Origin of the sequence: Geotalea sp. SG265 (assembly GCF_022808985.1) — a bacterium.
Lineage (GTDB): Bacteria > Desulfobacterota > Desulfuromonadia > Geobacterales > Geobacteraceae > Geotalea.
The window spans coordinates 75,709-99,285 of sequence record NZ_JAKZFT010000003.1 but is presented as its reverse complement, the minus strand read 5'-3'; the positions used below and the strand labels follow the sequence as shown (position 1 = coordinate 99,285).

20 protein-coding genes are annotated in these 23,577 nt (G+C 54.9%); 19 read left to right on the top strand and 1 reads right to left on the bottom strand.

The annotated features are described in order from the left end of the window. Positions 1 to 99: 99 nt before the first annotated feature. The 10 genes from acpP to ML541_RS04675 all read left to right on the top strand — a co-directional run bounded on the left by acpP (position 100) and on the right by ML541_RS04675 (position 11,742). Positions 100 to 333, top strand: a complete 234-nt coding sequence (acpP, locus tag ML541_RS04720; protein ID WP_012647694.1) for an acyl carrier protein — start codon at positions 100 to 102, stop codon at positions 331 to 333. A 77-nt stretch (positions 334 to 410) separates the two neighbouring features. Continuing rightward, complete coding sequence (gene fabF, locus ML541_RS04715) at positions 411 to 1,643, top strand: beta-ketoacyl-ACP synthase II (protein WP_243371273.1); 1,233 nt, start codon at positions 411 to 413, stop codon at positions 1,641 to 1,643. Positions 1,644 to 1,658: 15 nt separating this feature from the next. After that, entirely contained in the window at positions 1,659 to 2,105 is a 447-nt protein-coding gene (rpiB, locus tag ML541_RS04710; RefSeq protein ID WP_243371272.1) for a ribose 5-phosphate isomerase B, read from the top strand. A gap of 88 nt (positions 2,106 to 2,193) precedes the next feature. Then, positions 2,194 to 3,441: a serine hydroxymethyltransferase gene (glyA, locus tag ML541_RS04705; protein ID WP_243371271.1), complete on the top strand. Its 1,248-nt coding sequence runs from the start codon at positions 2,194 to 2,196 to the stop codon at positions 3,439 to 3,441. Between the two features lie 177 nt (positions 3,442 to 3,618). Further along, positions 3,619 to 4,788, top strand: coding sequence for a hypothetical protein (locus ML541_RS04700; protein ID WP_243371270.1), 1,170 nt, complete (start codon positions 3,619 to 3,621; stop codon positions 4,786 to 4,788). A 12-nt stretch (positions 4,789 to 4,800) separates the two neighbouring features. Then, entirely contained in the window at positions 4,801 to 7,197 is a 2,397-nt protein-coding gene (locus tag ML541_RS04695) for a DNA internalization-related competence protein ComEC/Rec2 (protein WP_243371269.1), read from the top strand. A gap of 80 nt (positions 7,198 to 7,277) precedes the next feature. Beyond that, positions 7,278 to 8,651: a diguanylate cyclase gene (locus ML541_RS04690; RefSeq protein WP_243371267.1), complete on the top strand. Its 1,374-nt coding sequence runs from the start codon at positions 7,278 to 7,280 to the stop codon at positions 8,649 to 8,651. A 27-nt stretch (positions 8,652 to 8,678) separates the two neighbouring features. Next, entirely contained in the window at positions 8,679 to 9,926 is a 1,248-nt protein-coding gene (hisS, locus tag ML541_RS04685; RefSeq protein ID WP_243371265.1) for a histidine--tRNA ligase, read from the top strand. Positions 9,927 to 10,007: 81 nt separating this feature from the next. Beyond that, positions 10,008 to 10,796 carry an acyl-ACP thioesterase domain-containing protein gene (locus ML541_RS04680; protein ID WP_243371263.1) on the top strand — a complete coding sequence of 263 codons (789 nt, stop codon included), beginning with the start codon at positions 10,008 to 10,010 and terminating at the stop codon, positions 10,794 to 10,796. Further along, positions 10,789 to 11,742: a divergent polysaccharide deacetylase family protein gene (locus ML541_RS04675; protein WP_243371261.1), complete on the top strand. Its 954-nt coding sequence runs from the start codon at positions 10,789 to 10,791 to the stop codon at positions 11,740 to 11,742. Before ML541_RS04680 ends, ML541_RS04675 begins: the two co-directional genes overlap by 8 nt. Before the next feature lie 15 nt (positions 11,743 to 11,757). On the opposite strand, the gene ML541_RS04670 is transcribed toward ML541_RS04675, so the two are convergent. After that, positions 11,758 to 13,107 carry a ParA family protein gene (locus ML541_RS04670; protein ID WP_243371626.1) on the bottom strand — a complete coding sequence of 450 codons (1,350 nt, stop codon included), beginning with the start codon at positions 13,105 to 13,107 and terminating at the stop codon, positions 11,758 to 11,760. A 103-nt stretch (positions 13,108 to 13,210) separates the two neighbouring features. Here ML541_RS04670 and xseA point away from each other — a divergent pair, with 103 nt between their 5' ends. The 9 genes from xseA (at position 13,211) to tig (ending at position 23,573) form a co-directional block, all read left to right on the top strand. After that, positions 13,211 to 14,566: an exodeoxyribonuclease VII large subunit gene (gene xseA, locus ML541_RS04665; protein ID WP_243371259.1), complete on the top strand. Its 1,356-nt coding sequence runs from the start codon at positions 13,211 to 13,213 to the stop codon at positions 14,564 to 14,566. Between the two features lie 76 nt (positions 14,567 to 14,642). Continuing rightward, complete coding sequence (locus ML541_RS04660) at positions 14,643 to 14,873, top strand: exodeoxyribonuclease VII small subunit (protein WP_243371257.1); 231 nt, start codon at positions 14,643 to 14,645, stop codon at positions 14,871 to 14,873. 33 nt (positions 14,874 to 14,906) lie between these two features. Next, positions 14,907 to 15,800: a polyprenyl synthetase family protein gene (locus ML541_RS04655; RefSeq protein ID WP_243371255.1), complete on the top strand. Its 894-nt coding sequence runs from the start codon at positions 14,907 to 14,909 to the stop codon at positions 15,798 to 15,800. Next, the gene (dxs, locus tag ML541_RS04650; protein WP_243371254.1) at positions 15,800 to 17,683 is read left to right on the top strand and encodes a 1-deoxy-D-xylulose-5-phosphate synthase; all 1,884 of its coding nucleotides are present in this window, start codon (positions 15,800 to 15,802) and stop codon (positions 17,681 to 17,683) included. Before ML541_RS04655 ends, dxs begins: the two co-directional genes overlap by 1 nt. Before the next feature lie 66 nt (positions 17,684 to 17,749). Next, positions 17,750 to 19,015: a peptidase MA family metallohydrolase gene (locus tag ML541_RS04645; RefSeq protein ID WP_243371252.1), complete on the top strand. Its 1,266-nt coding sequence runs from the start codon at positions 17,750 to 17,752 to the stop codon at positions 19,013 to 19,015. Between the two features lie 101 nt (positions 19,016 to 19,116). Continuing rightward, the gene (locus tag ML541_RS04640) at positions 19,117 to 19,521 is read left to right on the top strand and encodes an Rrf2 family transcriptional regulator (RefSeq protein WP_243371250.1); all 405 of its coding nucleotides are present in this window, start codon (positions 19,117 to 19,119) and stop codon (positions 19,519 to 19,521) included. A 78-nt stretch (positions 19,522 to 19,599) separates the two neighbouring features. After that, on the top strand, positions 19,600 to 20,949 hold the full coding sequence (locus ML541_RS04635) for a cytochrome ubiquinol oxidase subunit I (RefSeq protein ID WP_243371248.1): 1,350 nt from the start codon (positions 19,600 to 19,602) through the stop codon (positions 20,947 to 20,949). 4 nt (positions 20,950 to 20,953) lie between these two features. Further along, a complete protein-coding gene (gene cydB, locus ML541_RS04630; protein WP_243371246.1) occupies positions 20,954 to 21,982 on the top strand; it encodes a cytochrome d ubiquinol oxidase subunit II in 1,029 nt (342 codons plus the stop codon). A 286-nt stretch (positions 21,983 to 22,268) separates the two neighbouring features. Beyond that, positions 22,269 to 23,573: a trigger factor gene (tig, locus tag ML541_RS04625; protein ID WP_243371244.1), complete on the top strand. Its 1,305-nt coding sequence runs from the start codon at positions 22,269 to 22,271 to the stop codon at positions 23,571 to 23,573. Positions 23,574 to 23,577: the final 4 nt, after the last annotated feature.

The following is a 23,577-nucleotide window of genomic DNA, read 5'->3' as shown; positions in this document are numbered from 1 at the left end:
AAAATACCTTTTGCAATTTCAGCTTTTCATGTTATGTAGCTACAGAGTTCCATAAATAAACCAGCCTGAAAAGGTACTAAAAAATGGAGGTGCAGGAAAATGTCGTCAATCGATAAACGCATTAAAGAAATCGTTGCTGAGCAACTGGGGGTCGATGAGGCTCAGGTAACCAATGAAGCATCTTTTATGGATGATCTGGGAGCCGACTCCCTTGATACTGTCGAACTGGTAATGGCTCTTGAGGAAGAATTCGACATCGAAATCTCCGATGAAGATGCCGAAAAGATCCAGTCTGTTCAGGACGCCATCGACTATATCACCGATCACACCTGAGAAAATGAGAGGGGAGGTTTACCTCCCCTTTTTTGCAGTGGCAGTAAAAGGATCAGAAATTTAAGGAGCTTCAGTCTATGAGAAGAGTTGTTGTAACGGGAGTTGGTGTCGTTTCTCCGCTTGGCACCGGCAATAAAGCCAACTGGGACGCATTAACGGCCGGGAAGTCCGGTATTGCGCGTATTACGCGCTTTGACGCATCCGATTTGCCGGTGCAGATCGCCGGAGAAGTCAAGGATTTCAATGCCGAGGATTTCATCGACAAAAAAGAAATCAAGAAGATGGACAACTTTATCCAGTATGCCTTGGGCGCTGCCCATTATGCCATGGAAGACTCAGGGCTGAAGATAACCGAAGAAAACGCCGAAAGGGTTGGGGTTCTTGTAGGTGCCGGCCTTGGCGGCCTGCCGACCATCGAAAAATACCACTCGGCCCTCCTGGAAGGGGGATATAAAAAGATTTCTCCTTTCTTCATTCCCATGCTGATCATCAACCTGGCTCCCGGCCATATTTCAATCAAGTACGGCGCCAAGGGACCTAATATTTCCTCGGTCTCCGCCTGTGCCACCGGTACCCATTCCATCGGCGATGCCTATCACATGATCAAGCGCGGCGATGCCGACGCCATGATTGCCGGCGGTACGGAATCCACGGTGACTCCCCTCGGCATTGGCGGGTTTGCGGTCATGAAGGCATTATCGACCCGCAACGACGACCCTGCTGCAGCATCGCGCCCTTTTGACAAGGATCGTGACGGATTTATTCTCGCCGAAGGTGCCGGTATTGTCGTTCTGGAGGAGTATGAGTCGGCGAAGCGCCGCGGTGCCAAGATTTATGCGGAAGTTGCCGGATACGGCATGAGCGGCGATGCCTTCCATCTTACCCAACCTGCTCCCGACGGAGAAGGTGCTGCCCGCTGCATCAAGATGGCTCTGGCCACCGCAGGGGTGAAACCGGAAGATGTGGACTACATCAATGCCCATGGTACCTCGACCCATTTTAATGACCTCTACGAAACCATGGCCATCAAGCGAATTTTCGGCGATCATGCAAAGAAACTGATGGTGTCCTCCACCAAGTCCATGACCGGTCACCTTCTTGGCGCGGCAGGGGGCATTGAAGCGGTCTACACCGCTATGGCCATTCGTGAGGGTGTTGTTCCTCCAACCATCAACTACACGACCCCCGATCCCGAATGTGACCTCGATTATGTCCCCAACACCGCCCGTCAGGCTTCCATCCGTTGTGCCATGAGCAATTCCTTCGGATTCGGCGGTACCAATGCTTCGCTGCTCTTCAAGAAGATATAAGGAGACGGGTGAACGATGATAGCATTGGGTAGTGATCACGGCGGTCTTGAACTCAAGACGGAGATCAAGAAGCTGCTTCAGGAGAGAAATATCTCCTTCGAAGATTGCGGCACCGACAACGGTGATTCGGTGGATTATCCCGATTTCGGCGAGAAGGTTGCTCGTAAGGTCTCCAACGGCGAGGTGGAGAAGGGCATTCTTGTCTGTGGCACCGGCATCGGCATGTCCATCGTTGCCAACAAGTTCCCCCACGTACGGGCGGCCATCGTCACCGACAGCTTCATGGCCCGCATGGCGAAGGAACATAATAACGCCAATATCCTCGTCCTTGGCGGCAGAATTCTTGACAACAAAGAGGGGCGGGAAATGGTATCAACCTGGCTGGACGCAACCTTTGAGGGGGGGCGCCACCAGGGGCGGCTCGATAAGATCGCACTGATTGAAAAAGAGTTATACAAGTAGCCGGACTGAAGGCCGGTGAATAAGTTGGAAAAATACACGGGACTGAACGGTCCCGTTTTACTTTTAAGACCTTTACAAAGGAGAATCTATGTCCATACTGGAGAATTTTGACCCCGCCGTCGCCCATGCCATCCGCATTGAAACGGAGCGGCAGGAGTACAATCTTGAATTGATCGCCTCGGAAAATTTCGTTTCGGAAGCGGTCATGGAAGCCCAAGGATCGGTGCTGACTAACAAATATGCGGAGGGCTATCCCGGCAAACGCTACTATGGCGGCTGTCACAATGTGGATATCGTGGAGAACCTGGCCATCGAGCGGGCCAAGGAACTGTTCGGCGCGGAGCACGCCAATGTGCAGCCCCATGCCGGTTCACAGGCCAACATGGCTGTCTATTTTACCGTTCTTAAGCCGGGTGACACCGTTTTGGGCATGAACCTGGCCCACGGTGGGCACCTGACCCACGGCAGCCCGGTGAATTTCTCGGGCAAACTGTTCAACATTGTTCCTTATGGGGTGAGCAAGGAAAAGCAGACCATCGATTACGACGAGGTGGAGAGGCTGGCCGTTGAGCATAAGCCGAAGATGATCGTCGTCGGTGCCAGCGCTTATCCGCGCACCATCGATTTTGCCGCCTTCCGCAAAGTAGCCGACAAGGTTGGAGCAGTCGTCATGGTGGATATGGCCCACATCGCCGGTCTCGTGGCTGCCGGACTTCATCCCAGTCCCGTGCCCCATGCGGAATTCGTCACTACCACTACCCACAAGACCCTGCGCGGCCCCCGCGGCGGCATGATCCTTTGCCGCGAAGAGTTTGCCAAGGCCTTGAACTCCAATATCTTCCCCGGCATTCAAGGTGGGCCGCTTATGCATGTCATTGCCGCCAAGGCAGTGGCTTTCAAAGAGGCGTTGTCGCCGGAATTCAAGCAGTACCAGCAACAAATCGTCAACAATGCCAAGGCACTTGCCGCAGCATTGATGAAGAAGGGCTTCAAGCTCACGTCCGGCGGCACCGACAACCATCTGATGCTGGTTGACCTGTCGGAAACGCCGCTGACCGGCAAGGTGGCCGAGGAAGCGCTGGACAAGGCCGGTATTACCGTCAACAAGAACGGCATTCCCTTTGATACCCGCTCCCCGTTCATTACCTCGGGAATCAGGATCGGCACCCCGGCAGCAACCACCCACGGTCTCAAAGAGCCTGAGATGGAGCAGGTGGCGGGCTTCATCGCCGATGCGCTTGCCAATGTGGACAATGATGCCAAACTGGCCGAGATAAAGGGGAAAGTTAATGCCATGATGAAGCAGTTTCCCTTGTATGCCCGCAGATTGTCCTGATGTCCGAAGAACACAGGGGGAGTGACGCTCCCCCTGTTTCTCCTGCCGGTTCTCTTTCACTGATCCCCTGTCCGGGGTCCCCTTCTGCTGCTCGCCAATTTTTCACGCCAACTGCTGCAAAAGTTGTGGTATAAATAGCCGTTCCTGAGTCCATTTTCCATGTCCGGGGGTCCATGTATGAGACAGTGCAGGCTCTTCATTCTTGCCATCGCCCTTTGTCTGCTGCTCGATATTGCCAGCGGGTTCGCTGCCGAAACCAAAAAGGGGAAAAAGAATCCTCTTGTCACCCAAGGTGAATTCGTCAGTGATCTTGTCACCGCCCTGGGATGGGAAGCTGGTTTGCCTCCCAAGCCGAGAGAAAGCGATTACCTGGCAATTCTGTCCGGCAACCGGAGTTTCAAGTTCGAAGCGGAAAATTATTATGCAGAAAAAACTGACAACGTTTCAGTTCGCAAATATGCTCTGTTCGGCCCATTCACCGGCAGCGGCTGGGTCAGCGGTATTGCGGTGCCTACTACGGCTCACTTCAGGGTTTTCCTGCCCATCGGCGGCACCTATTCCCTGATCGTTGCCGCCAAAGGAGATGGCCAGAAATGGCAGCTGGGGGGCAAGGAATTTACAGTCAGCACCGGTTCCAGGCTTACCGAAAAGAAGGTGGCCGAGGTATCACTCAATGCAGGGTATCAGGAAATTAACGTGGTCATCCCCCCCGATGGAGCGGTGGACTACTTTCTTCTCGATGCGCCGACCCTGAGAGCCATAGAGCCCGTCAACGGCTGGAATTTAAAAACAGTCTTCACCCATGGGGAGCTGGCGGAGGTAACCGCCGTTCTTCTAGGCCTTGAGGGCAACCTTCCCGATGAGGGCAAGCCGCTCGCCTTTTCCGTGGCTGATGTGATTGAGCTTCCACCAACGGCGAAAATTACTACCGCTGATTATATGGGCAAGCCCCTGTCAAAGAAATGGGCTCGCGCCGGCTATGGAGGGGCGCAACTGGAGGTTCCTTTCAGTGTGGATAAGGAAGGGAGCTACCGGGTGCGGATCAGAGCGCTGGGGAACACCATCTCTGCCGGAATGGACGACTTCAAGGTCAAAGTAAACGGCAAGCAGTACCTGGACTGGATAGATCTGGGGATCTTCCGCCTCGGTCAAGGCAAACACAAGTTAACCATCGATCTGAGCACCAATCAGGGAGTGGACGTGGTGGAAGTCACCGGGAAAAGGTCGGCACCCGCCGATTACATGACCGTGTCTGCCGTGCCGGGAGATCCATCAGCTCCGGTGAAGAGCACGGAAGAAGACAAGATTCTGGCGTCTCTGGCTGAACGTTTCAAGGAAAGACAATAAGCGGTGCAGGGGGTGAATGGAAGGCCGCTTTTCATTCCCCTTGCCGCCATGATTGCCGGTCTGCTGTTGGCGGGACTTCATGCCCTTTCTGTCCCGCCGCAATTCCTGCTGCCCCTACTGCTCGGGGCACTTCTTGCCGTCTTTCTGCCGGTAAGATTTCCCTTCCTGCTGATAGTTTCCCTGCTGTTCTTTTGCTGGGGCAATCTTTCCCTCACAAATCTGCTGCAGCCGCAGTTTCCCCCAAATCACATCACCTTATTCGCTTCGGAACAGCCGGTAACGGTGGAGGGGGTGGTCGACGGCCGCCCGGAAGCAACGGACAAGGGCTGGAGGATCTCCATTCAAGCGGAGCGCCTCTATCGCACCGGTCAGTCTGTCACCGTCAGCGGCAAAATTCTGTTGTTTGCCGGTGGGGGACGACCAGAGGTTGCCACAGGTGACAGGGTGCGCTTCGTTTCCCGCCTCCACAGGCCGCGAAACTATGGTTTGCCAGGTGAGTTCGACTACGTCCGCCACCTTGCCCTGAAGGGCATTTATGCCACCGCATTCGTCCTCGACGGTGATGACTTGGTGCTGGTCCTGGCCAAGGTGGGGCACCCATTGCAGCGCTTCATTGATGATGCGGCAGCGGGCATGGGGAGCTTTATCGGTACGGCTGTCCCTTCCGAGGAAGGTGCCATTCTCAGAGCGCTGCTCCTCGGAGAGCGAGGTTTTGTACCCCCTTCTCTGGAAGCAGCCTATGCCGCCACCGGTGTCAACCACATCCTCTCCATCTCCGGCTTCCATGTGGGGATCATTGCTCTCTTCATTTTCCATCTCCTGCTGGGTATCTGCCGCAACAGCCAATTTCTGGCCTTGAATTTCAATCTGCGCAAAAGCCTGCTCATCGTCACTCTGCCCCTCATCGTCTTTTATCTGCTGCTCTCCGGAACGGCCCCGGCAACTGCCCGTTCCGTCATCATGATAACGGCCTGGGCCCTTGCACTCATGGTCGAGCGCGAGGTGGAACCAGTCAACAGCCTGCTGTTGGCAGCAACGCTCATTCTTGCCGTTGCGCCCGGCGCCCTGTTCGATGTCTCTTTTCAGCTGTCGTTCGTTGCCCTGTGGGGAATCATCGTGCTTACCCCCATCTTCATGGGGCCCTTTTCGCGCTTTAACGGCAGAGGTATCGTGCACATGCTCCTTCTCTTTACTGCGGCCTCCCTTGCTGCCATTTGTGCAACCCTGTTCCCCGTGGCATTTTATTTTCACCGCGTTTCGTTCACCGGCCTCATCGGCAACCTGGTCATAGTGCCGCTCATGGGCTACGGGGCTGTCGTGCTGGGATTCACCGCACTTGCCTTTATCCCTGTTTTCCCCTTTTTTGCAAAACTGCTCCTTGTTGCTGCCGCTTTTCTCGTCAATATCTCCAATCATTTCGTCCTGCTGCTGTCAAATATTCCCGCGCTGCCCCTGCTGAATCCAGATCGCCTTGACCTTACAATGTTCTATTTCCTGCTTGCGGTGCTGACATTTGCTTCCTCAAGGCAAATAAAAATTGCCTGCTCTGTTGCCGCAGCCGTTGCCGTTGCCGGTAACTCATTGCTGTTCAAAATGCCGGACAAGGGACTCCTGCAGATTACTTTTTTCAGTCTGGGGCAGGGTGAATCGAGCTTGGTACGTTTCCCCGACGGGAAGACCTTGCTGGTGGACGGGGGCGGCTCTTTCCGCGAGGGAGGCATGGATGTGGGGGAGCGGCTGCTGGCTCCCGCATTGTGGAGCATGGGGATCACGGCCATTGATTATATGGTGATGACCCACCCACACCCGGACCACATTCAAGGCTTGCTGTACATTGCCGATAACTTCAAGGTGGGGGAATTTTGGGAAGGCAGGTCGGCAGGGGACGACAGTGATTACTACCGCACACTCAAGGCCATCATAGGGAGACGACGAGTTCCGATACACCATTTCGGCGCAACGGACCATCTGGAGATTGGAGGTGCCCGGCTGGAGTTTTTGTGGCCGGATATCAGCGAACACGCCAATTCCTCTTTAAACGATCGGTCGCTGGTCTTCCGTCTCGTTTTCGCACGGGGATCGATCCTTTTTACCGGTGATATCGGTAAAGAGGTGGAGAAACAGCTTGCCGGCAGCTCGGGAAGCAAGAGTATTGTGCTCAAGGTGCCACACCATGGCAGCCGCTATTCATCCTCCCCTGAGTTTCTCCAGGCAGTCTCGCCGGAAATCGCAGTAATTGCGGCAGGCTACGGCAACAGTTTTCATCTCCCGGCAGATGAAACCCTGGCAAGGCTGAAGAGGCAGCATGTTGCAATATACCGGACCGATTGGGATGGGACGATACAGCTCGTTTATGACCAGGATAGGGGAACGTTCGTCCCACGCCGGCAAAACTGGCATTTTAATTGACAGAGTTTGGAATTATCTGTTAGTTTGGCTCCACAATCGCCTGGATGCCCAATAAAGACCGACTCAGGAGATACTTCCTCATGGAGAGGATCCTCGTAGTAGAAGATGACAGCTTTTTCAGGGAGGTCTTTGCCGACCTTCTCAGGGAAGACGGTTTTGCGGTCGATGTTGCCGGTTCCGGCGGGCAAGCCCTGGAAATGATGCGCAGCACCGGTTACGGACTGGTGATCACCGACCTGGTCATGCCCGACATCACGGGACTCGATCTCCTTTCCAAGGTCAAGCAGTTCGACCCTTCCATAGATGTGATCCTGGTCACCGGTCACGCCAACACCGAGACCGCCGTCTTTGCCCTGAAGAACGGCGCTCGCGATTATCTCGTCAAGCCCATAAACAACGAAGAATTCAAGCACACAGTGGCACTTTGTTTCGAGCAGAGAAGGCTTCTCGACGAAAATCAGGAGCTTAAGGGACTCATCAACCTTTTTCAGATCAGCCAGACCATAGCCAACTCCCTCGATTTCGAACATATTCAATCCGTTCTTGCGGACTCGCTGGCCAAGGAATTCGGCCTCCGCCGCCTGATCGGATACTTCCTCAATGATGCTGTGACGCTGGAACTGAAGGAAATAAAGGGATTTGACGAGGAAACCGCTTCAGCTCTGGGTAATCTGATTTTCGACCTGTACAAGGTTTCGGAAGAGGATACGAGAAGCCTGGTACAGCTAGCCGATCTGGAGCGGCACGCCCAGATCTTCAAGGAGCACTCGATAAACGAGGCGATGTTGTTCTTTGTCCGGGCGAAGACCGCCCTGCTGGGCATCATCATTGCCTTCAACGAGACGGGGAGTTCTTTCCCCCCCCACCTGAATTTCAAGAATATCAATTTTCTGCTGGATCAGGCGTCCCTGGCCCTGGAAAACACTTCCCGTTACAACAATGCAAGGAATCTTCTCTATATCGATGAGCTGACCGGGCTTTTCAATTACCGTTATCTGGACATCGCCCTGGAAAGGGAAATCAGAAGAGCGGAGCGTTATTCTTCCAATATCTCCGTCGTTTTCCTCGATATAGACCTCTTCAAACTGGTAAACGACCAGCATGGACATCTCGTGGGGAGCAAGGCGCTGGCCGAAGTGGGGTTGCTGCTGCAAAAATCGGTACGCGACGTGGATACTGTCATTCGCTACGGAGGCGACGAGTACACGATCATACTCGTAGAAACTGGTATAGAGGCCGCCTCGATGGTTGCCGAACGTATCCGCAGCACCATTGAGGCGCATGTCTTCAATCAAAGCGAAGGTCTTAACATAAAACTTACCGCCAGCCTTGGTTGTGCCAGTTATCCGAACGATGCGACATGCAAGCTGCAGCTTCTCGAACTGGCCGATCAGGCCATGTATCGGAGCAAGGCTGGGGGTAAAAACAGGGTTTTTCACATATCAGCGGATTAGAGATTGAATGCGAGGAGATAAACAGGCGTGAGCATCACCGGCATAAAGGGGTTCAACGACATCCTTCCGGGAGAGGTTGAAAAGTGGCAGCATATCGAGGCGGCGGCAAGAAAGATTTTCGGGCTGTACGGATTCTCGGAGATCAGGGTGCCGATTCTTGAAAAGACGGAGCTTTTCTGTCGTTCCATTGGTGACGCTACCGATATCGTCGAGAAGGAGATGTACTCCTTTGTCGATAAAGGGGACAACAAAGTTACCATGCGCCCTGAAGGGACAGCCAGCATCATGCGTTCCTTCATCGAGCACAAGCTTTACGCGGCCGATCCCGTTGCCAAACTTTATTACATGGGGCCCATGTTCCGCTACGAGCGCCCCCAGAAGGGGCGCTACCGGCAGTTTCACCAGATCGGCGCCGAAGTGACCGGCATTGCCGATCCCAAGATCGACGCCCAGGTGCTGACCATGCTCTGTCACTTCTTTGCGGAGCTGGGGCTGGCCGAGCCCCAACTGCAGATCAACTCCCTCGGCTGCCCCCAATGCAGGCCGAACTATCGACAGGTACTGAAGGATTTCCTCAGGAGCCGGATCGACAAACTGTGCGATGATTGCCGGAGGCGGCTGGACACCAATCCCCTCCGGGCTCTGGACTGCAAGGCCACCGGCTGCAAGGAGGCCACGGCAGGTGCCCCTTCGGTCCTGGAATACCTGTGCCACGACTGCAACGACCATTTCGCCCGGACCAGAGCCCATCTGGAGGCGGTTGGAACGGCATACAGCATAAATACCCGCATGGTACGCGGCCTCGATTATTACACCCGCACCACCTTCGAGCTCGTTACCAGCCTTCTCGGCGCCCAAAGCGCTGTTGCCGCCGGCGGACGTTACGACGGCCTTATAGCCGACTTGGGTGGGCCCTCCCTGCCGGGGATCGGTTTTGCCATGGGGGTCGAGCGGGTAGCGCTGCTTCTGGCGGAAAAGGATTTCCGCCAGCGGCCCGACTTTTTCATAGCCGCCCTTGGCGAAGCGGCCCAGGCGGAAGGATTCAGGCTCATGTCAGGACTGCAGCAGAAGGGCCGGTCCGTGGAGATGGATTTTGCCGGTAAGAGCCTGAAAAGCCAGATGCGGCGGGCCGACAAGTTCAATGCCCATTTCACCCTGATTCTTGGTGACGATGAACTGGCAAAGGGGACTGCTGCCCTTAAGAATATGGATGCCGGTACTCAAACCGAGGTGCCCCTTGAGGTGGATGCCTTGTGCAGGACAGCGATATCCTGACGCACCGTTTTTTTCGATCCAGACCGCCTGACTGGCATCAGCAGGCGGTTTTCTTTTGTACGTGAGGTCCCCGGTTTTATCATGGAAGACAGCTTCGAGCACGCGTTGAGGATTCGTTCCTACGAGGTAGATTGCACCGGATCGGTCAAACCGGCAGCTCTCTTCAACTTCTTGCAGGATGCAGCTGTTTCCCATGTGAAACAGCTGGGCCTGTCCGTCAGCGACTTGAGGAAAATGAACCTGACGTGGGTCATTTCCCGCTTCCACCTGCGGCTGTTCCATTACTTGCGGAGCAATGCCCGGATTACCGTGCGTACCTGGCCTTCCACCTGCGAAGGGTTCTTTTCCTGCAGGGAATACGAGATTCTGGACGATGCCGGTACCGTTATCGCCCTGGCTACCAGTTCCTGGGCAGCGGTGAACCTTGATAGCCGCAGACCGGTGAGATTGAAGGACCATCTGCCGGACTTTCCCCTCAGGCCTGAGCGCGCCATTGAGGACAGTTTTCCTTCCCTGCCAGCTCCGTGTACCATCGATCATGAACAGCGCTTCCGGGTCCGTCGTAGCGACCTGGACATCAATTGCCACGTGAACCATGCCGTCTACGTGGACTGGATGGTGGAAACGGTTCCGGCCCATATTACGGCAGGCTACCGTCTTGCAGAAATTGAAGTAGGGTTTCGCGGTGAGGCTTTATACGGGGACAAGCTCGTGTGCCGGTGCGGGATTGTCTCGGTTACGCCGGAATACGTGCAGTGCACCCATCAGCTGGTGAACGAAGCGAACGGGAAGGAACTGACACGGTTCCGTTCCGTCTGGCGACCATTGACGATAGCAGGTGGAGAGACGGGGGGAGGCAACGTTGGCTAAAAAGAAGGGAAAAGGCGGCGTCAACAGGCGCAAACAAAGCTCAGGGGGCAAATATAACCAGCTGGCGATGCTGCTGGCGGTCATTGCCCTGATCGTTCTTGCTCTTTTCCTGCTGGAACAGTCGCGGCATCAGGTCCAGGAGCGACCGGAAGAGGGGCCGCGCCCTGTGCAGCGGCAGAAGATGCCGCCACGTCCGGCCGTGAAATCCGAGGAGCATACCTCTTACTCAGCAGCCAAGGTAAAACCGGCCCCACACCCGAAGGCGCGGCCGCACGTGACCGGGCCTGGCACCGTTGCCATCATCATCGACGACATGGGTCGAAGCGCCAGGGAAGCCGAGTCGCTGCTGGCAATCAATCTGCCGGTTACCTTTTCGGTTATCCCGGGCTACGCCCAGGCACGGAGAGTTGCCGAGATCGCCCATGGTCGGGGTGTGGAGGTCATGGTCCACATGCCAATGGAGCCCCAGGGATACCCGGAGAAAAAAATGGAAAAAAACGGATTGCTGCTCGCCGAGAGCAAAGAGCAGGTGGTGTCCAAGGTGAAAGGGTATCTGCAGGAAGTTCCCTACGCGGTAGGGGCCAACAACCACATGGGCTCACGCTTCACTGAGAACGAGGAGAAGATGCAGCCGGTTCTGCAGATCCTCCAGGAGCGGGGGATGTTCTTTATCGACAGCATGACATCGCCGCGCTCCGTCGGTTTTCGGTTGGCGAGAGAGATGGGAATGAAATGGGGGACCAGGCAGGTGTTTCTAGATAATGTCCAGGATGTGCAGGCGATTAACGCCCAGCTGCAGCAGGTGGTCGATGTGGCACGAAAGCGAGGGAGCGCCATTGCCATCTGTCATCCCCACCGGGCCACCATTCAGGCCCTATCGGAGACCATGCCCCGCATGAGAAAAGAGGGGATCACCTTCGTCTATGCCTCGCAGCTCGTCAGTTGATCTTACCGGACCCCTTCAGGAGATCTGCTCGGCAATACGTCTCTTCAACCTGGAAAATTCCCGGTAATTCTCTTCCATGAGTATGGCCTCGGGATTCACGGCGGTTATGGGGTGAACAAGGAGGAAAGCATCACGCATGGTCTCTCCGTATCCCTTCAATGTCTCCAGGAGGGGAGATAACCGCCCCAGTGGATATGCCTTGCCGGACATGGGGGCGCCGCTGAGATCGAAGCGATGACACTCGATGCTGGTTCCACCCTCTGCCGATACGGGTTTAAAGGCAAAGGCGGATTCCTTGAGGGTATCTTGTAGCATCAGCCGTACCGGGTCATCGCTTGCCATACCCTCGGGCATGTTGTAGATGGAGGATAGCAGGAATTGGGAAAAGCAGCTTTCTTCCATGAAACCGGCGTCGCTGCCGTCCGAGGTCTCGTAAAAATAGGCGATGCCGCTCTGAGCCCGGTCGGCCGGGCTGCCGCACATGATGCAATGGGATTTGACGCCGCTCAGCCGGGCAAAGAACTCATCTTTCTTTCGTGCATCCTCGGCAGTCGTCCATTGGTGGAAGAGCAGCGACCGCGGCTCGGCGGTGGCCTTCATTTCCTTCAACACAGTCCTTGCCAGCTGGGTAAACTGGCCGAAAACGTCCGTGTTGCGTGCATGGGTCAGAATCGGATAAATCTTGCCGTCAGGATTGGTATTGAGACCTTCCACTTTTGGGCTCTTGGATATGTAGGTGTCGTGGCAGCGGTAACCGCGGTTGATGGCGTAGGCCTTGAGCAGCGTCTTCTGGTCGCTGAACATGCCGTCGTACTTCACCCGTTCGTCCACCAGGCAGGGGATTAGCGCGAGACTTTTCTTGTCCATGCCCCGCTTGTCGAAGAGGTCGAAAATGTTGCGACAGTTCTCCATGCTGGCCATATCCTTGATGGGGATGATCACCTGGTCGGCGGCAAAGAGCGCATTCTGGGTCAAAATGTCCAGGTCCGGGCGGGTGTCGATGATCAGGATGCCAGGGATTTGGGAGGTGGCCAAAAGCCTGGCAAGGACCATGGGACCTTTGATGGCGCCCTTCAGCCCCGAAAGGGCGGTGGAGGAGGGAATGTAATTTACCCCGTACTGGCCGGTGCAGAGCAGATCGTGCCCCGGTGTTTCCATGAGCAGGTCGGCTACATCCCTTTCAGGTTTCTGTCCTTTGATGGCGAACATTTTATCGATGGTGAAGTGGTTGTCGAAGGAGAAGATGGAAACGGGGAGGTTTTCATGCAACGCCTTGAGGAAGATGGCGAGATTGGTGGCCAGCGTAGTCTTGCCGACCCCTCCTTTCTCCGAGGAGATGGTGATGACGTAGGGATAGTTTTTCATGGCGGCATCATACAATGAAGCCATTCCCATGGTCAACCGGTTGTTTGACAGGTCCTGGCGCCTGTGGTAGAAACAGCGGTGCGTTTCCGGGACAGGGGGAGAGGTGCTTTTCGCCGATAAGAACATTCTGAGCGTCAGTCAGCTGACCGGCCTTGTCCGCAACCTGCTGGAGGAAAACTTCGAGCAGGTCTGGGTGGAGGGGGAGGTATCCAACCTGGCCATGCCCGGCTCCGGCCACCTCTACTTCACCTTGAAGGATGCACATGCCCAGCTGCGTTGCGTCATGTTCCGCGCCTCGGCACGAGCCCTGAAATTCAGGCCCAAGGACGGAATGGGGCTGATCGTTCGCGGCAGGCTCTCGGTTTTCGATGCCCGTGGAGATTATCAACTCATCGGGGAGTACCTGGAGCCGAAAGGAATAGGGGCACTGCAGCTAGCCTTCATTCAGCTGAAGGAGCGACTGGCCAGGGAAGGTCTCTTTGCCGATGTCCATAAGAAGGAGATCCCCCGGCTGCCCCAGCGGATCGGCATAGTTACCTCTGCGACCGGTGCTGCCATTCACGACATTCTGCAGGTGCTCGACCGGCGTTTTGCCAATGTGCAGGTGCTGCTCAGGCCGGTGAAGGTTCAGGGCGAAGGAGCTGCCGAAGAGATAGCGGCTGCCGTGGACGATTTCAACCGTTATGGAAAGATTGATGTCATGATCGTCGGTCGTGGCGGAGGATCGTTGGAAGACCTGTGGGCCTTCAACGAAGAGATCGTCGCCCGTGCCATTCACCGCTCGGCAATACCGGTAATATCGGCCGTGGGCCACGAGGTGGACTACACCATCGCCGATTTCGTTGCCGATCTGCGTGCGCCTACGCCGTCTGCCGCAGCCGAAATGGTGTTACGGAGCAAGGCGGAGCTCTCCGCCGAACTGGAGGCCCTGTCCCACCGCCTGGGCATGGCCATGCGCCGGTTGCTCAACGAGCAATGGGGAGAACTGAACGGGCTCATCAGGGCGGTGAAGGACCCGACCATGCTCCTGGGGCACCTGGCCCAGCGCCTCGACGACTTTGAGGCCCGCTCGTGCCGCTGCATGCGACAACTGCTGACAAGGAGCGGCGACAGAATTCACGTGCTCAACGACCGGCTCGGGATGCAAAGTCCTGCCGTGCGGCTTGAGCGATGTCGAGAGCTGCTGCTCCTGCTGCAGTCCCGGCTGGAGAAGACCATGGTGCATACTATCGAACGGGCGGGCCAATCCCTGGCCTTCAATGCCGGCAAGCTGGAGGCCCTTTCCCCTCTTGCCACCTTGGGGCGTGGCTATTCCATTGTCAGGAAGCTCCCTGAGGGGGGTGTCGTTGCCGATGGGGGACAGCTTGCTCCAGGCGACCGGGTGGAGATCATGCTCCGAAAAGGGGGCGCGCTCTGCCGCGTTGAATCCGCCCACGGTGAGGCAGTCAGGAAACCTTGACTGCGTGGAGCTTATCTGTATAATAACGCTGTTTTCCCCTGATATCTGCTAATGTCCCATCAGAAAGTCCTTGCCCATGGCCGTTGAAAAATTCGAAACCGCCCTGAAGAAACTGGAAGAGGTCGTCAAGAAGCTTGAGGGGGGCGAACTCTCCCTGGAAGATTCCCTGAAAGCCTTCGAGGAAGGAATCAAGCAAGCAGCCTTCTGCTCCAAAAAGCTTAACGAAGCGGAAAAGCGGGTGGAGGTTCTGCTCAAGCAGAAGGATGGCCGTTTTGTGACGGAGCGCTTCCAGCCCAAGGATGAATGAATTTGACTATTCCAAGTATGAAATGAGATCTCGATGGATTTGAAAAGTTATTTGAAAGAACGCTGTAAACTCGTAGACGATGCCCTAGACCGGTTTCTTCCCCCTGCCGAGGACCTTCCTGCGTCACTCCACAAGTCCATGCGCTATTCGGTTTTTGCGGGTGGGAAAAGGATACGTCCTATCCTGATGCTTGCCGCCTGCGAAGCGGTGGGGGGGGACATACTTCAGGCCATGCCTGCGGCCTGCTCCATGGAAATGATTCATACCTATTCCCTGATCCATGATGATCTGCCTGCCATGGATGACGACGATTTCCGCCGCGGCAATCCTACCAATCATAAGGTGTTCGGCGAGGCGGTAGCCATCCTTGCCGGAGACGCCCTGCTCACGGAAGCCTTCATTCTGCTCAGTAATACGGCAGCCGCCGCAACAGTCCCACCTGCTGCATTGGTCCAGGTGGTTCAGGAAATCGCTTGCTGCGCCGGCTCCCGGGGGATGGTCGGAGGGCAGGTGGTGGACATGGAGAGCGAGGGCAACGCCAATATCGATCTGGCAACGGTGCAGTATATCCACACCCACAAGACCGGTGCATTGATCAAAGCTTCGGTCAAAGCCGGGGCGCTCCTGGGGGGGGCGAGCAGCACGGAAGCGGATAGCCTTACCCGCTATGGTGAGGCCATCGGCCTCGCGTTCCAGATTGCCGACGACATTCTAGATATTGAGGGGACCACTGAGGAGATCGGCAAGGATGCGGGGAGCGATCAGGCCAGGGGAAAGGCAACCTATCCCGCCGTGATGGGGCTGCCGGAGGCGAAAAAGCGTGCGGCGGAACTGGTGGATATCGCCCTTGACGCCCTGTCCACTTTCGACGGAAAAGCCGATCCCCTGCGGGAGATCGCTACCTATATTGTGAAACGGAAGTCCTGATGGCCAGTATTCTGGAAACAATCGACAGCCCCGCAGCACTGGGAAAACTTTCCCTCAGGGAATTGGATGCCCTTGCCGGCGAGCTGCGCGAAGTCATAATCAACACCTGTGCCTGCAATGGCGGACACCTGGCGCCCAGCCTGGGCGTTGTCGAGCTCACCATTGCCCTCCATGCCGTCTTTAACAGTCCAAGCGACAAGATAGTCTGGGATGTGGGGCATCAGGCCTATGCCCATAAACTGCTCACCGGCCGCCGGGACCGCTTTGCAACATTGCGCCTCAAGGGAGGCATAAGCGGCTTCCCCAAGCGTTGTGAATCCCCCCATGATGCCTTCGACGTGGGGCACTCCTCCACCTCAATTTCCGCAGCTCTGGGCATGGCTCTGGCCCGGGACCTGAAAGGGGAAAAAAACAAGGTGCTGGCGGTTATAGGCGACGGGTCCATGACCGGCGGGCTTGCCTACGAGGGGCTCAATCATGCCGGAGATCTCAACCGGGATATGGTGGTTATCCTCAACGACAACGAGATGTCCATCTCGGAAAACGTCGGAGCCCTTTCCAGCTTTCTCAGCCGGACCATTACCAGTGAATTCGTCCATAAGATCAAGAAGGATGTGGAAGGATTCCTGGAGAACATGGACGGCCTGGGGCGGAGCGTCCTGCAAGTGGCTAAACGGGCGGAGGAAAGCCTCAAGGGGCTCTTTACCCCCGGCATGCTTTTCGAGGCTTTCGGTTTTGAATACGTGGGTCCCATCGACGGTCACAATATCGAACTGCTCATGCAGACATTGGAGAACGTCAAGCGTTTCGACGACGCGGTGCTGATCCATGTGCTGACCAAGAAGGGAAGGGGATATGGCCCTGCCGAAGCAAATCCTTCCCTCTTTCACGGGGTCGGGCCCTTTGATGTGCCCACCGGCAAGGTTGCCAAGGGAAAGGGGGGGGCAGCCTCCTATACCTATCTCTTTGGGGAGACTCTGAGCAAGCTTGCTGACAGCGACGAAAAAATCGTTGCCATAACTGCCGCCATGCCCGATGGCACCGGACTTTCCACCTTTGCCGAAAGGTATCCTGATCGATTTTTCGATGTGGGCATTGCTGAGCAGCATGCGGTCACCTTTGCCGCAGGGCTTGCCGCAAGGGGACTGAAGCCGGTCTTCGCCGTTTATTCCTCATTTCTGCAAAGGGCCTACGACCAGGTTTTCCACGACGTCTGCCTGCAGGACCTGCCGGTCGTGTTCGCCATCGACCGGGCCGGGGTGGTGGGGAACGACGGCCCGACCCACCATGGCGTCTTCGACCTTTCCTATCTGCGCTCTCTCCCCAACATGACTCTTATGGCGCCCAAGGATGAAAACGAATTGCAGCACATGCTTTTTACAGCCGTAAACCACGATGGGCCCGTTGCTGTTCGTTATCCCCGCGGCAACGGCCATGGAGTTGCCATCGACCAGGAAATCAAGGAAATGCCGGTGGGGAAGGGAGAAGTGCTGCGTGACGGTGCCGATGCTGCCGTTCTTGCTTTGGGAACCATGGTGTACCCGTCCCTGGAGGCCGCTGAGATCCTTGCTGCCCAGGAAATACATGTGGCTGTGGCGAACATGCGCTATGTGAAACCCCTGGATAAGGAGCTCGTTCTGGAACTGGCGGCCAGGACCGGGCGACTGGTGACGGTCGAGGAAAACGTACTGCAGGGTGGATTCGGTTCGGCCGTCCTTGAACTCCTCGAAGAGGAAGGCTTGAGCCACGTCACAGTGGTGCGCCTGGGCTATCCAGACTGTTTCATCGAGCAGGGGGAGCAGCCCGAATTGCGCGCCGGCTACGGACTGGATGGGGCAGGAATTGCCAGGAGCATTCAAGGTCTGGCGCAAAAAGCTGTATAAGCCGGGGGCAGCCCCGGCTTTTTTCATTCCTTTCGAAATCCATGGGCTTATACGAATGAGGTCTCCATGCCTAGAATAACCCTTGGTTGTATTGCAATAATCCTCCTCTTTGCCTCTCTTCTTCCCCCTGTTTCCTCTTTTGCCGATGATCCGCTGATCCGCAACGATTATGGACTGGAGCTGTTGAACAAGGGCGAATACGAAAAAGCTCTCGAACAGCTGCAGAAGGCATTCTCTCTCTTTCCCTACGATGAAACGCTGCGCAGAAATCTCGCCGTTGCCTATGCGTATGTGGGGAAAAAAGAGCTGGAAAACAATCGCTACCTGGAGGCTGCAGAGCATTTCGACCATGCCCGTGAGCTTGTGCCGGGCAACACCACCTATGGCATGATGCGCGGCATCGCCTTCTATCTGGCCAAAAATTATGAAGCGGCAAAATTCGAGCTGCAGCGGGCTGTCGATGAGGGGAATCAGGCCATAGACAGCTACTATTTCCTGGGGCGTGCCCTGTACGACTCAGGGGAGCTGGAGCTGGCGGTTGAAAGCTTGGTCAAGGCGCAAACCCTGGAGCCGGGCAACAAACCGGTAACTGATCTACTTGAGAAGATACGCAGGGAGATGGCCGTCGAGTCCAGGATGGGCAAAGGACACAGTTCACGATTCGAGCTTTCCTATGATGCGGAGGCGACCTCCGGTCTTGCCGATGCTGTTCTCGATGCCCTTGAGACGGCCTATAACCGGATTGGCTCCGACCTGGATTATTTCCCTGCGGCACGAATTCCGGTCATTCTCTACACGAAGAAGGATTACCGGCTGGTAACATCGAGCCCGGAATGGTCGGGAGGGCTCTATGACGGCAAGATCAGGTTGCCCATCGGGGGGGCGACCGATCTTACCCCCCAATTGAGAGCAGTTTTGTTCCATGAATACACCCATGTGATCGTCAATGAAATCACCAGGGGTAATGTTCCCACCTGGTTGAACGAAGGCCTTGCCGAATATGAGGGGCGAAGGGAATATAACCCCCCCATGGCCGAGCTTGGTGGAAGTGCCAGGCACGGCGGCAACTACCTGCCGTTTACCTCTCTGGAAGGCTCGTTCGGCGGCTTCAACAGTAAGCAGGCTTCATTGGCATACCAGCAGAGCTATTCTCTGGTCAACTACATGATCGGTGCCTATGGCTGGTTCAATATCAAGGAGATACTGACGAATCTGGGTAGAAAAATGCCGCTAAATGCTGCTCTGAGTAAGGCACTGAACGGTTTTGCCATAGATTATTCCGGTATGGTGCGGGAATGGCAAGTCTACATGGAGAAGGAATTTGGAAAATAGACAAGTAGTACATTTATTTTAGCACTAAATACAAATCTTTCCCTTGACAGCAGTGGATACATCAATTATAAAAAGACTAAACTGGTCTTAAAGGTTGTTTTATGATGGAACTGACCCGCAAAGGGGAATATGCAATCCGGGGTATCGTTTACCTGGCCCAGCAGCCGGCGGGGAAGGTTTCGCTCATAAGCGAGATCGCCCAGGCCACCGAGGTGCCCCAGACCTTCCTTGCCAAAATCTTCCAGAGCTTTGCCAAACTTGGCTTGATAAACTCTTCCCGCGGCACGGGGGGCGGGTTCATTCTAGGTCGCCCCGCTTCATCCATAACCCTTCGTCAGGTAGTCGAGGCTGTCGAAGGCCCGATCATGCCTAACCGCTGTCTTTTGGGAACTGGGTCATGTGAGAGGGACGGGCATTGTAGAGTTCATCCGGTCTGGAAAACGGTGCAAAGCCATGTGGTGGGCATACTCGATGGAGTGACCATCGAGGAATTGGCAAGCAAGTAAAAATTTTTTTGATCAATAATGGGACCAAAAAGGTCTCTTTAGGTTTTTGAGGCGGTAAAAACAAAAGGAGGGTGTACGATGGATGTCTTGACACTCAGCAGGCTGCAATTTGCCATTACCAGCATGTTCCATTTTATCTTTGTTCCCTTGACCCTGGGCCTTTCCATAATGGTGGCCTACATGGAAACAAAGTACGTGCGAAGCGGCGAAGAACTTTATCTGAAAATGGCAAAATTTTGGGGCAAGCTATTTCTCATCAACTTTGCCCTTGGGGTCGTCACGGGGATAACCCTGGAGTTCCAGTTCGGCATGAACTGGGCCGAATATTCCCGGTATGTGGGCGACATATTCGGCGCCCCCCTGGCCATCGAGGCGACGGTCGCCTTTTTTATGGAGTCGGTATTCATTGGCCTCTGGATATTCGGCTGGAACAAGGTCTCCAAACGAGTCCATGCCATTTCCATCTGGATGGTTGCCCTGGCGACAAACCTTTCCGCCCTGTGGATATTGTTGGCAAACGGCTGGATGCAGCATCCGGTAGGGTACGTCATGCGTAACGGCCGCTCGGAGATGGTCGATTTCTTCGCTCTGGTGACAAATCCATATGGCATTCTGAAATTCGGCCACCAGATCGTTTCCGGATATACGGTAGCTGCATTCTTTGTCATGGGCATTTCGGCCTGGCATCTCTTGCGTGGGAACCAGTCGTCCTTTTTCAAGGCGTCGTTCAGGATGGCCGCGCCCTTTGCCTTGGTTTCGGTGCTCCTTGTTGCCGCCATCGGTGATTTCCATGCCGTGGAGGTGGCGAAAACACAGCCTGCCAAATTCGCCGCCATGGAATCTGTCTGGGAAACGAAGCGCGGCGTCGGACTGAACCTGCTGCTCATGCCCGATGAACTACATGAGTGCAACAGTGTGGAAAAGATCTGCATACCCAACATGGTGAGCATGCTCGCCTTTCATACTCCCGATGGAGAAATCAAAGGACTCAAGGAATTTCCAAAAAGCGAGCGTCCCCCGGTCCTGTCTGTTTTCCTTAGCTTTAGGGCCATGGTTGGCCTTGGCTTCCTGTTTCTTGCCCTGGCTGTGATTGCTGTCCTGCTCTCACGCAGGGACCTGCTGGAGAAATATCCCCTGTTCCTGAAGGTCATGATGATCGTGATCCCCTTGCCATACCTGGCCAATCAGCTGGGATGGATAGTTGCCGAGGTGGGGCGCCAGCCCTGGATCGTCTATGGCGTGTTGAAAACATCCGAGGCCGTGTCCAAAGCACTGGACAATACTCAGGTTCTTACCTCCTTGCTGGGCTTCACCCTGCTGTACGGCACCCTGGGTTTAGTGGATATCTATCTCCTGGCAAAACATGCCCGAAAAGGACCCGATGAAGATCTTTCGTCGATACTGCCAAAAGAAAGGATGAGGAGGTAATCATATGGAATTGCAGGTAACGTGGTTCGTTCTTTGGGCTGTGCTCTGGGCGGTTTATTTCATGCTTGACGGTTTTGTCATAGGGACGGGAATGCTCCATGGATTTCTCGGTAGAAGCGACGGCGAAAGGCGGGTATTGATCAACACCATCGGGCCCGTGTGGGACGGCAACGAAGTCTGGCTGATCACGGCGGGGGGCGCGACATTTGCCGCTTTTCCCACCACCTACGCACTCATGTTCAGCTATCTCTACACGGCTCTTTTGCTGCTGTTGTTCGCCCTCATCGTGCGTGGCGTGTCCTTTGAATTTAGAAGCAAGGAGGAAAGTGTCTTATGGAGGAGATCATGGGATTATGCCATTCCTGTCAGCAGTTTCCTGCTGGCACTTCTTTTCGGCGTTGCCTTCGGCAACATCTTTGCGGGGCTCCCCATGGATGCCACGGGATATCACGGATCACTCCTTTACCTCCTGAATCCCTATGGTCTTTTGACTGGGGTGCTCTTCGTGCTGCTGTTCATGGTACACGGTTCACTGTATGTGGCCATCAAAACGACCGGAGAGCTCAGTGAACGGGCCCGTGTTATGACTGCCAGGGCCTGGCCTGCGTTGGCCGCGGTGGCGGTTGTTTTTCTTGCCTATACCAAACAGGCAACCCAACTTTACAACAATTATTTCAAGGCGCCTGTCCTTTTCCTCATTCCGGTGGCAGCGGTTGCAGCCATGATCGTCATCCGTATCGAGTTGACTAGGCGGAACCCGCACAAGGCCTTTGTCGCATCCTGTGTGACGGTGATCATGATCGTTGCTACCGGTGTGGCGGGACTTTTCCCGAACCTGATCCCTTCCAGTCTCGATCCCGCGTACAGCCTGGCCATTTTCAATACGTCTTCCAGCCCCTATACATTGAAGATCATGACACTGGTGGTTGTTCTTTTCCTTCCAATCGTCATTGCCTACAAGATTTGGGTCTACCGCGTTTTCCACGCACCTGTGACCGTCGAGTCGGTACTGGAGGATAAACAGTCATATTGACCCAAATGACTTCGGATGGCTGCAAAAAAGGCCCTTTGCCTGTGGTTGGTGAAGGGCCTTTTTCATGGGAAAGCCCGCTCCCGTTGAGGCTATCTTCTTTCTTGACACCAATGGAACTGTTTGTTATTTTTACAAATCTTTTTGGTGCCGGATAGCGGCCGCAGTCATAAAACTGAACGGTCGTTTAACCAATCCTGAGTCCGCTTCTGTCCGTGCTTCCCACCATTATCCATGTCTGGCTGCGGCAGTAATCCTGCCAGTTAATTACCCATAAGAGAGGAATAAAATGCAGATCAGTGTCGAATCGTTAAGTTCTGTGAAAAAGAAGATCAACTTTGAGATACCTGCAACACGTGTTGCTTCAGAGGTGGACAAAGTTTACGAAGAAATCAGAAAGCATGCGTCAATCAAGGGTTTCCGCAAAGGTAAGGTGCCCAAAGATTTAATCAAAAAGCACTATCACGACAAAATGGCCGATGACGTGCTGAAAAATCTGGTCAATGACACCTATTTCAAGGCGTTGACCGATGAGAAAATTTATCCGGTTTCCTATCCGGTTATTGACAGCGACGAGTTGAAAGTGGGGGAGAACTTCAAATATAGTGCGACCGTTGAAGTCTTTCCTGATGTGGATGTGAAGAATTACGAAGGGCTGACAGTAAAGAAGGAAAAATTCGTCCTGAATGACGATGTCATTGCTGCTCGCCTGCGCGAAATGCAGGAAAACATGGCTCACCTGGAACCTGCCGAGGCCGGTGCCGCAGCCAAAACCGGCGATTTCGTCACCTTCGATTTCAAGGGTTCCATCGACGGTGTTCTCTTTGAGGGGGGATCTGCGGAAGATTACCAGCTCGAACTCGGTTCGGGTCGCTTCATCCCTGGTTTCGAGGACCAGATGGTGGGGATGAAAGCTGGTGATGAAGGGGATCTCAAAGTCACCTTCCCCGAAAGTTACGGCCAGAAAGACCTTGCCGGCAAGGATGCGGTCTTTGCCGTTAAAATAAAGGACATTAAGGTAAAGGAACTTCCTGAGCTGAATGACGACTTTGCCAAGGATTTCGGTGAATTCGAGACCCTCGAAGAGCTGAAGAAAAAAATTACCGAGGTCCACACTCAGCAGGAGAATGATCGCATTGAGGGAGACCTCCGGGACCGGCTGATCAAAGTCCTCATCGAGAAAAACGATATCGAGGTTCCTGCCACTCTCGTGGATAGGCAGCTGAACCTGATGCTGGAAAACAGCAAGAGAAGGCTCGCCACGCAGCGGCTCACCATGGAGATGATGGGACTCAACGACGAGACCTACAAAGCCCAGTTCCGCAGCCAAGCCGAACTGCAGGTCAAAGGCTCAATTCTCCTGGATGCCGTGGCCCGGAAGGAATCCATTGAGGCCACTGATGCCGAAGTAGATGAAAATATACAGCAGATCGCCGGGCAGAATGGCAACGCCGAGCAGGTGACCAACTATTATCGGCAGAATGCCCAGGCAAGAGAAAACCTGACTGCCCAACTGAAGGAAGACAAGGCCATAGAGCTCTTGCTGTCAAAGGCAAAGGTGACGGAAGTAGAGCGCAGCGAACTGGATAAATAAACTG

What these genes read in the sequence shown, in the direction of transcription:
- cydB (WP_243371246.1), top strand. Translation starts at nt 20,954, where the DNA reads ATGGAATTGCAGGTAACGTGGTTCGTTCTTTGGGCTGTGCTCTGGGCG.
- dxs (WP_243371254.1), top strand. Translation starts at nt 15,800, where the DNA reads ATGGCCAGTATTCTGGAAACAATCGACAGCCCCGCAGCACTGGGAAAA.
- rpiB (WP_243371272.1), top strand. Translation starts at nt 1,659, where the DNA reads ATGATAGCATTGGGTAGTGATCACGGCGGTCTTGAACTCAAGACGGAG.
- ML541_RS04635 (WP_243371248.1), top strand. Translation starts at nt 19,600, where the DNA reads ATGGATGTCTTGACACTCAGCAGGCTGCAATTTGCCATTACCAGCATG.
- ML541_RS04660 (WP_243371257.1), top strand. Translation starts at nt 14,643, where the DNA reads ATGGCCGTTGAAAAATTCGAAACCGCCCTGAAGAAACTGGAAGAGGTC.
- ML541_RS04655 (WP_243371255.1), top strand. Translation starts at nt 14,907, where the DNA reads ATGGATTTGAAAAGTTATTTGAAAGAACGCTGTAAACTCGTAGACGAT.
- glyA (WP_243371271.1), top strand. Translation starts at nt 2,194, where the DNA reads ATGTCCATACTGGAGAATTTTGACCCCGCCGTCGCCCATGCCATCCGC.
- ML541_RS04700 (WP_243371270.1), top strand. Translation starts at nt 3,619, where the DNA reads ATGAGACAGTGCAGGCTCTTCATTCTTGCCATCGCCCTTTGTCTGCTG.
- ML541_RS04645 (WP_243371252.1), top strand. Translation starts at nt 17,750, where the DNA reads ATGCCTAGAATAACCCTTGGTTGTATTGCAATAATCCTCCTCTTTGCC.
- tig (WP_243371244.1), top strand. Translation starts at nt 22,269, where the DNA reads ATGCAGATCAGTGTCGAATCGTTAAGTTCTGTGAAAAAGAAGATCAAC.
- ML541_RS04670 (WP_243371626.1), bottom strand. Translation starts at nt 13,107, where the DNA reads ATGAAAAACTATCCCTACGTCATCACCATCTCCTCGGAGAAAGGAGGG.
- acpP (WP_012647694.1), top strand. Translation starts at nt 100, where the DNA reads ATGTCGTCAATCGATAAACGCATTAAAGAAATCGTTGCTGAGCAACTG.
- ML541_RS04680 (WP_243371263.1), top strand. Translation starts at nt 10,008, where the DNA reads ATGGAAGACAGCTTCGAGCACGCGTTGAGGATTCGTTCCTACGAGGTA.
- fabF (WP_243371273.1), top strand. Translation starts at nt 411, where the DNA reads ATGAGAAGAGTTGTTGTAACGGGAGTTGGTGTCGTTTCTCCGCTTGGC.
- ML541_RS04690 (WP_243371267.1), top strand. Translation starts at nt 7,278, where the DNA reads ATGGAGAGGATCCTCGTAGTAGAAGATGACAGCTTTTTCAGGGAGGTC.
- ML541_RS04640 (WP_243371250.1), top strand. Translation starts at nt 19,117, where the DNA reads ATGATGGAACTGACCCGCAAAGGGGAATATGCAATCCGGGGTATCGTT.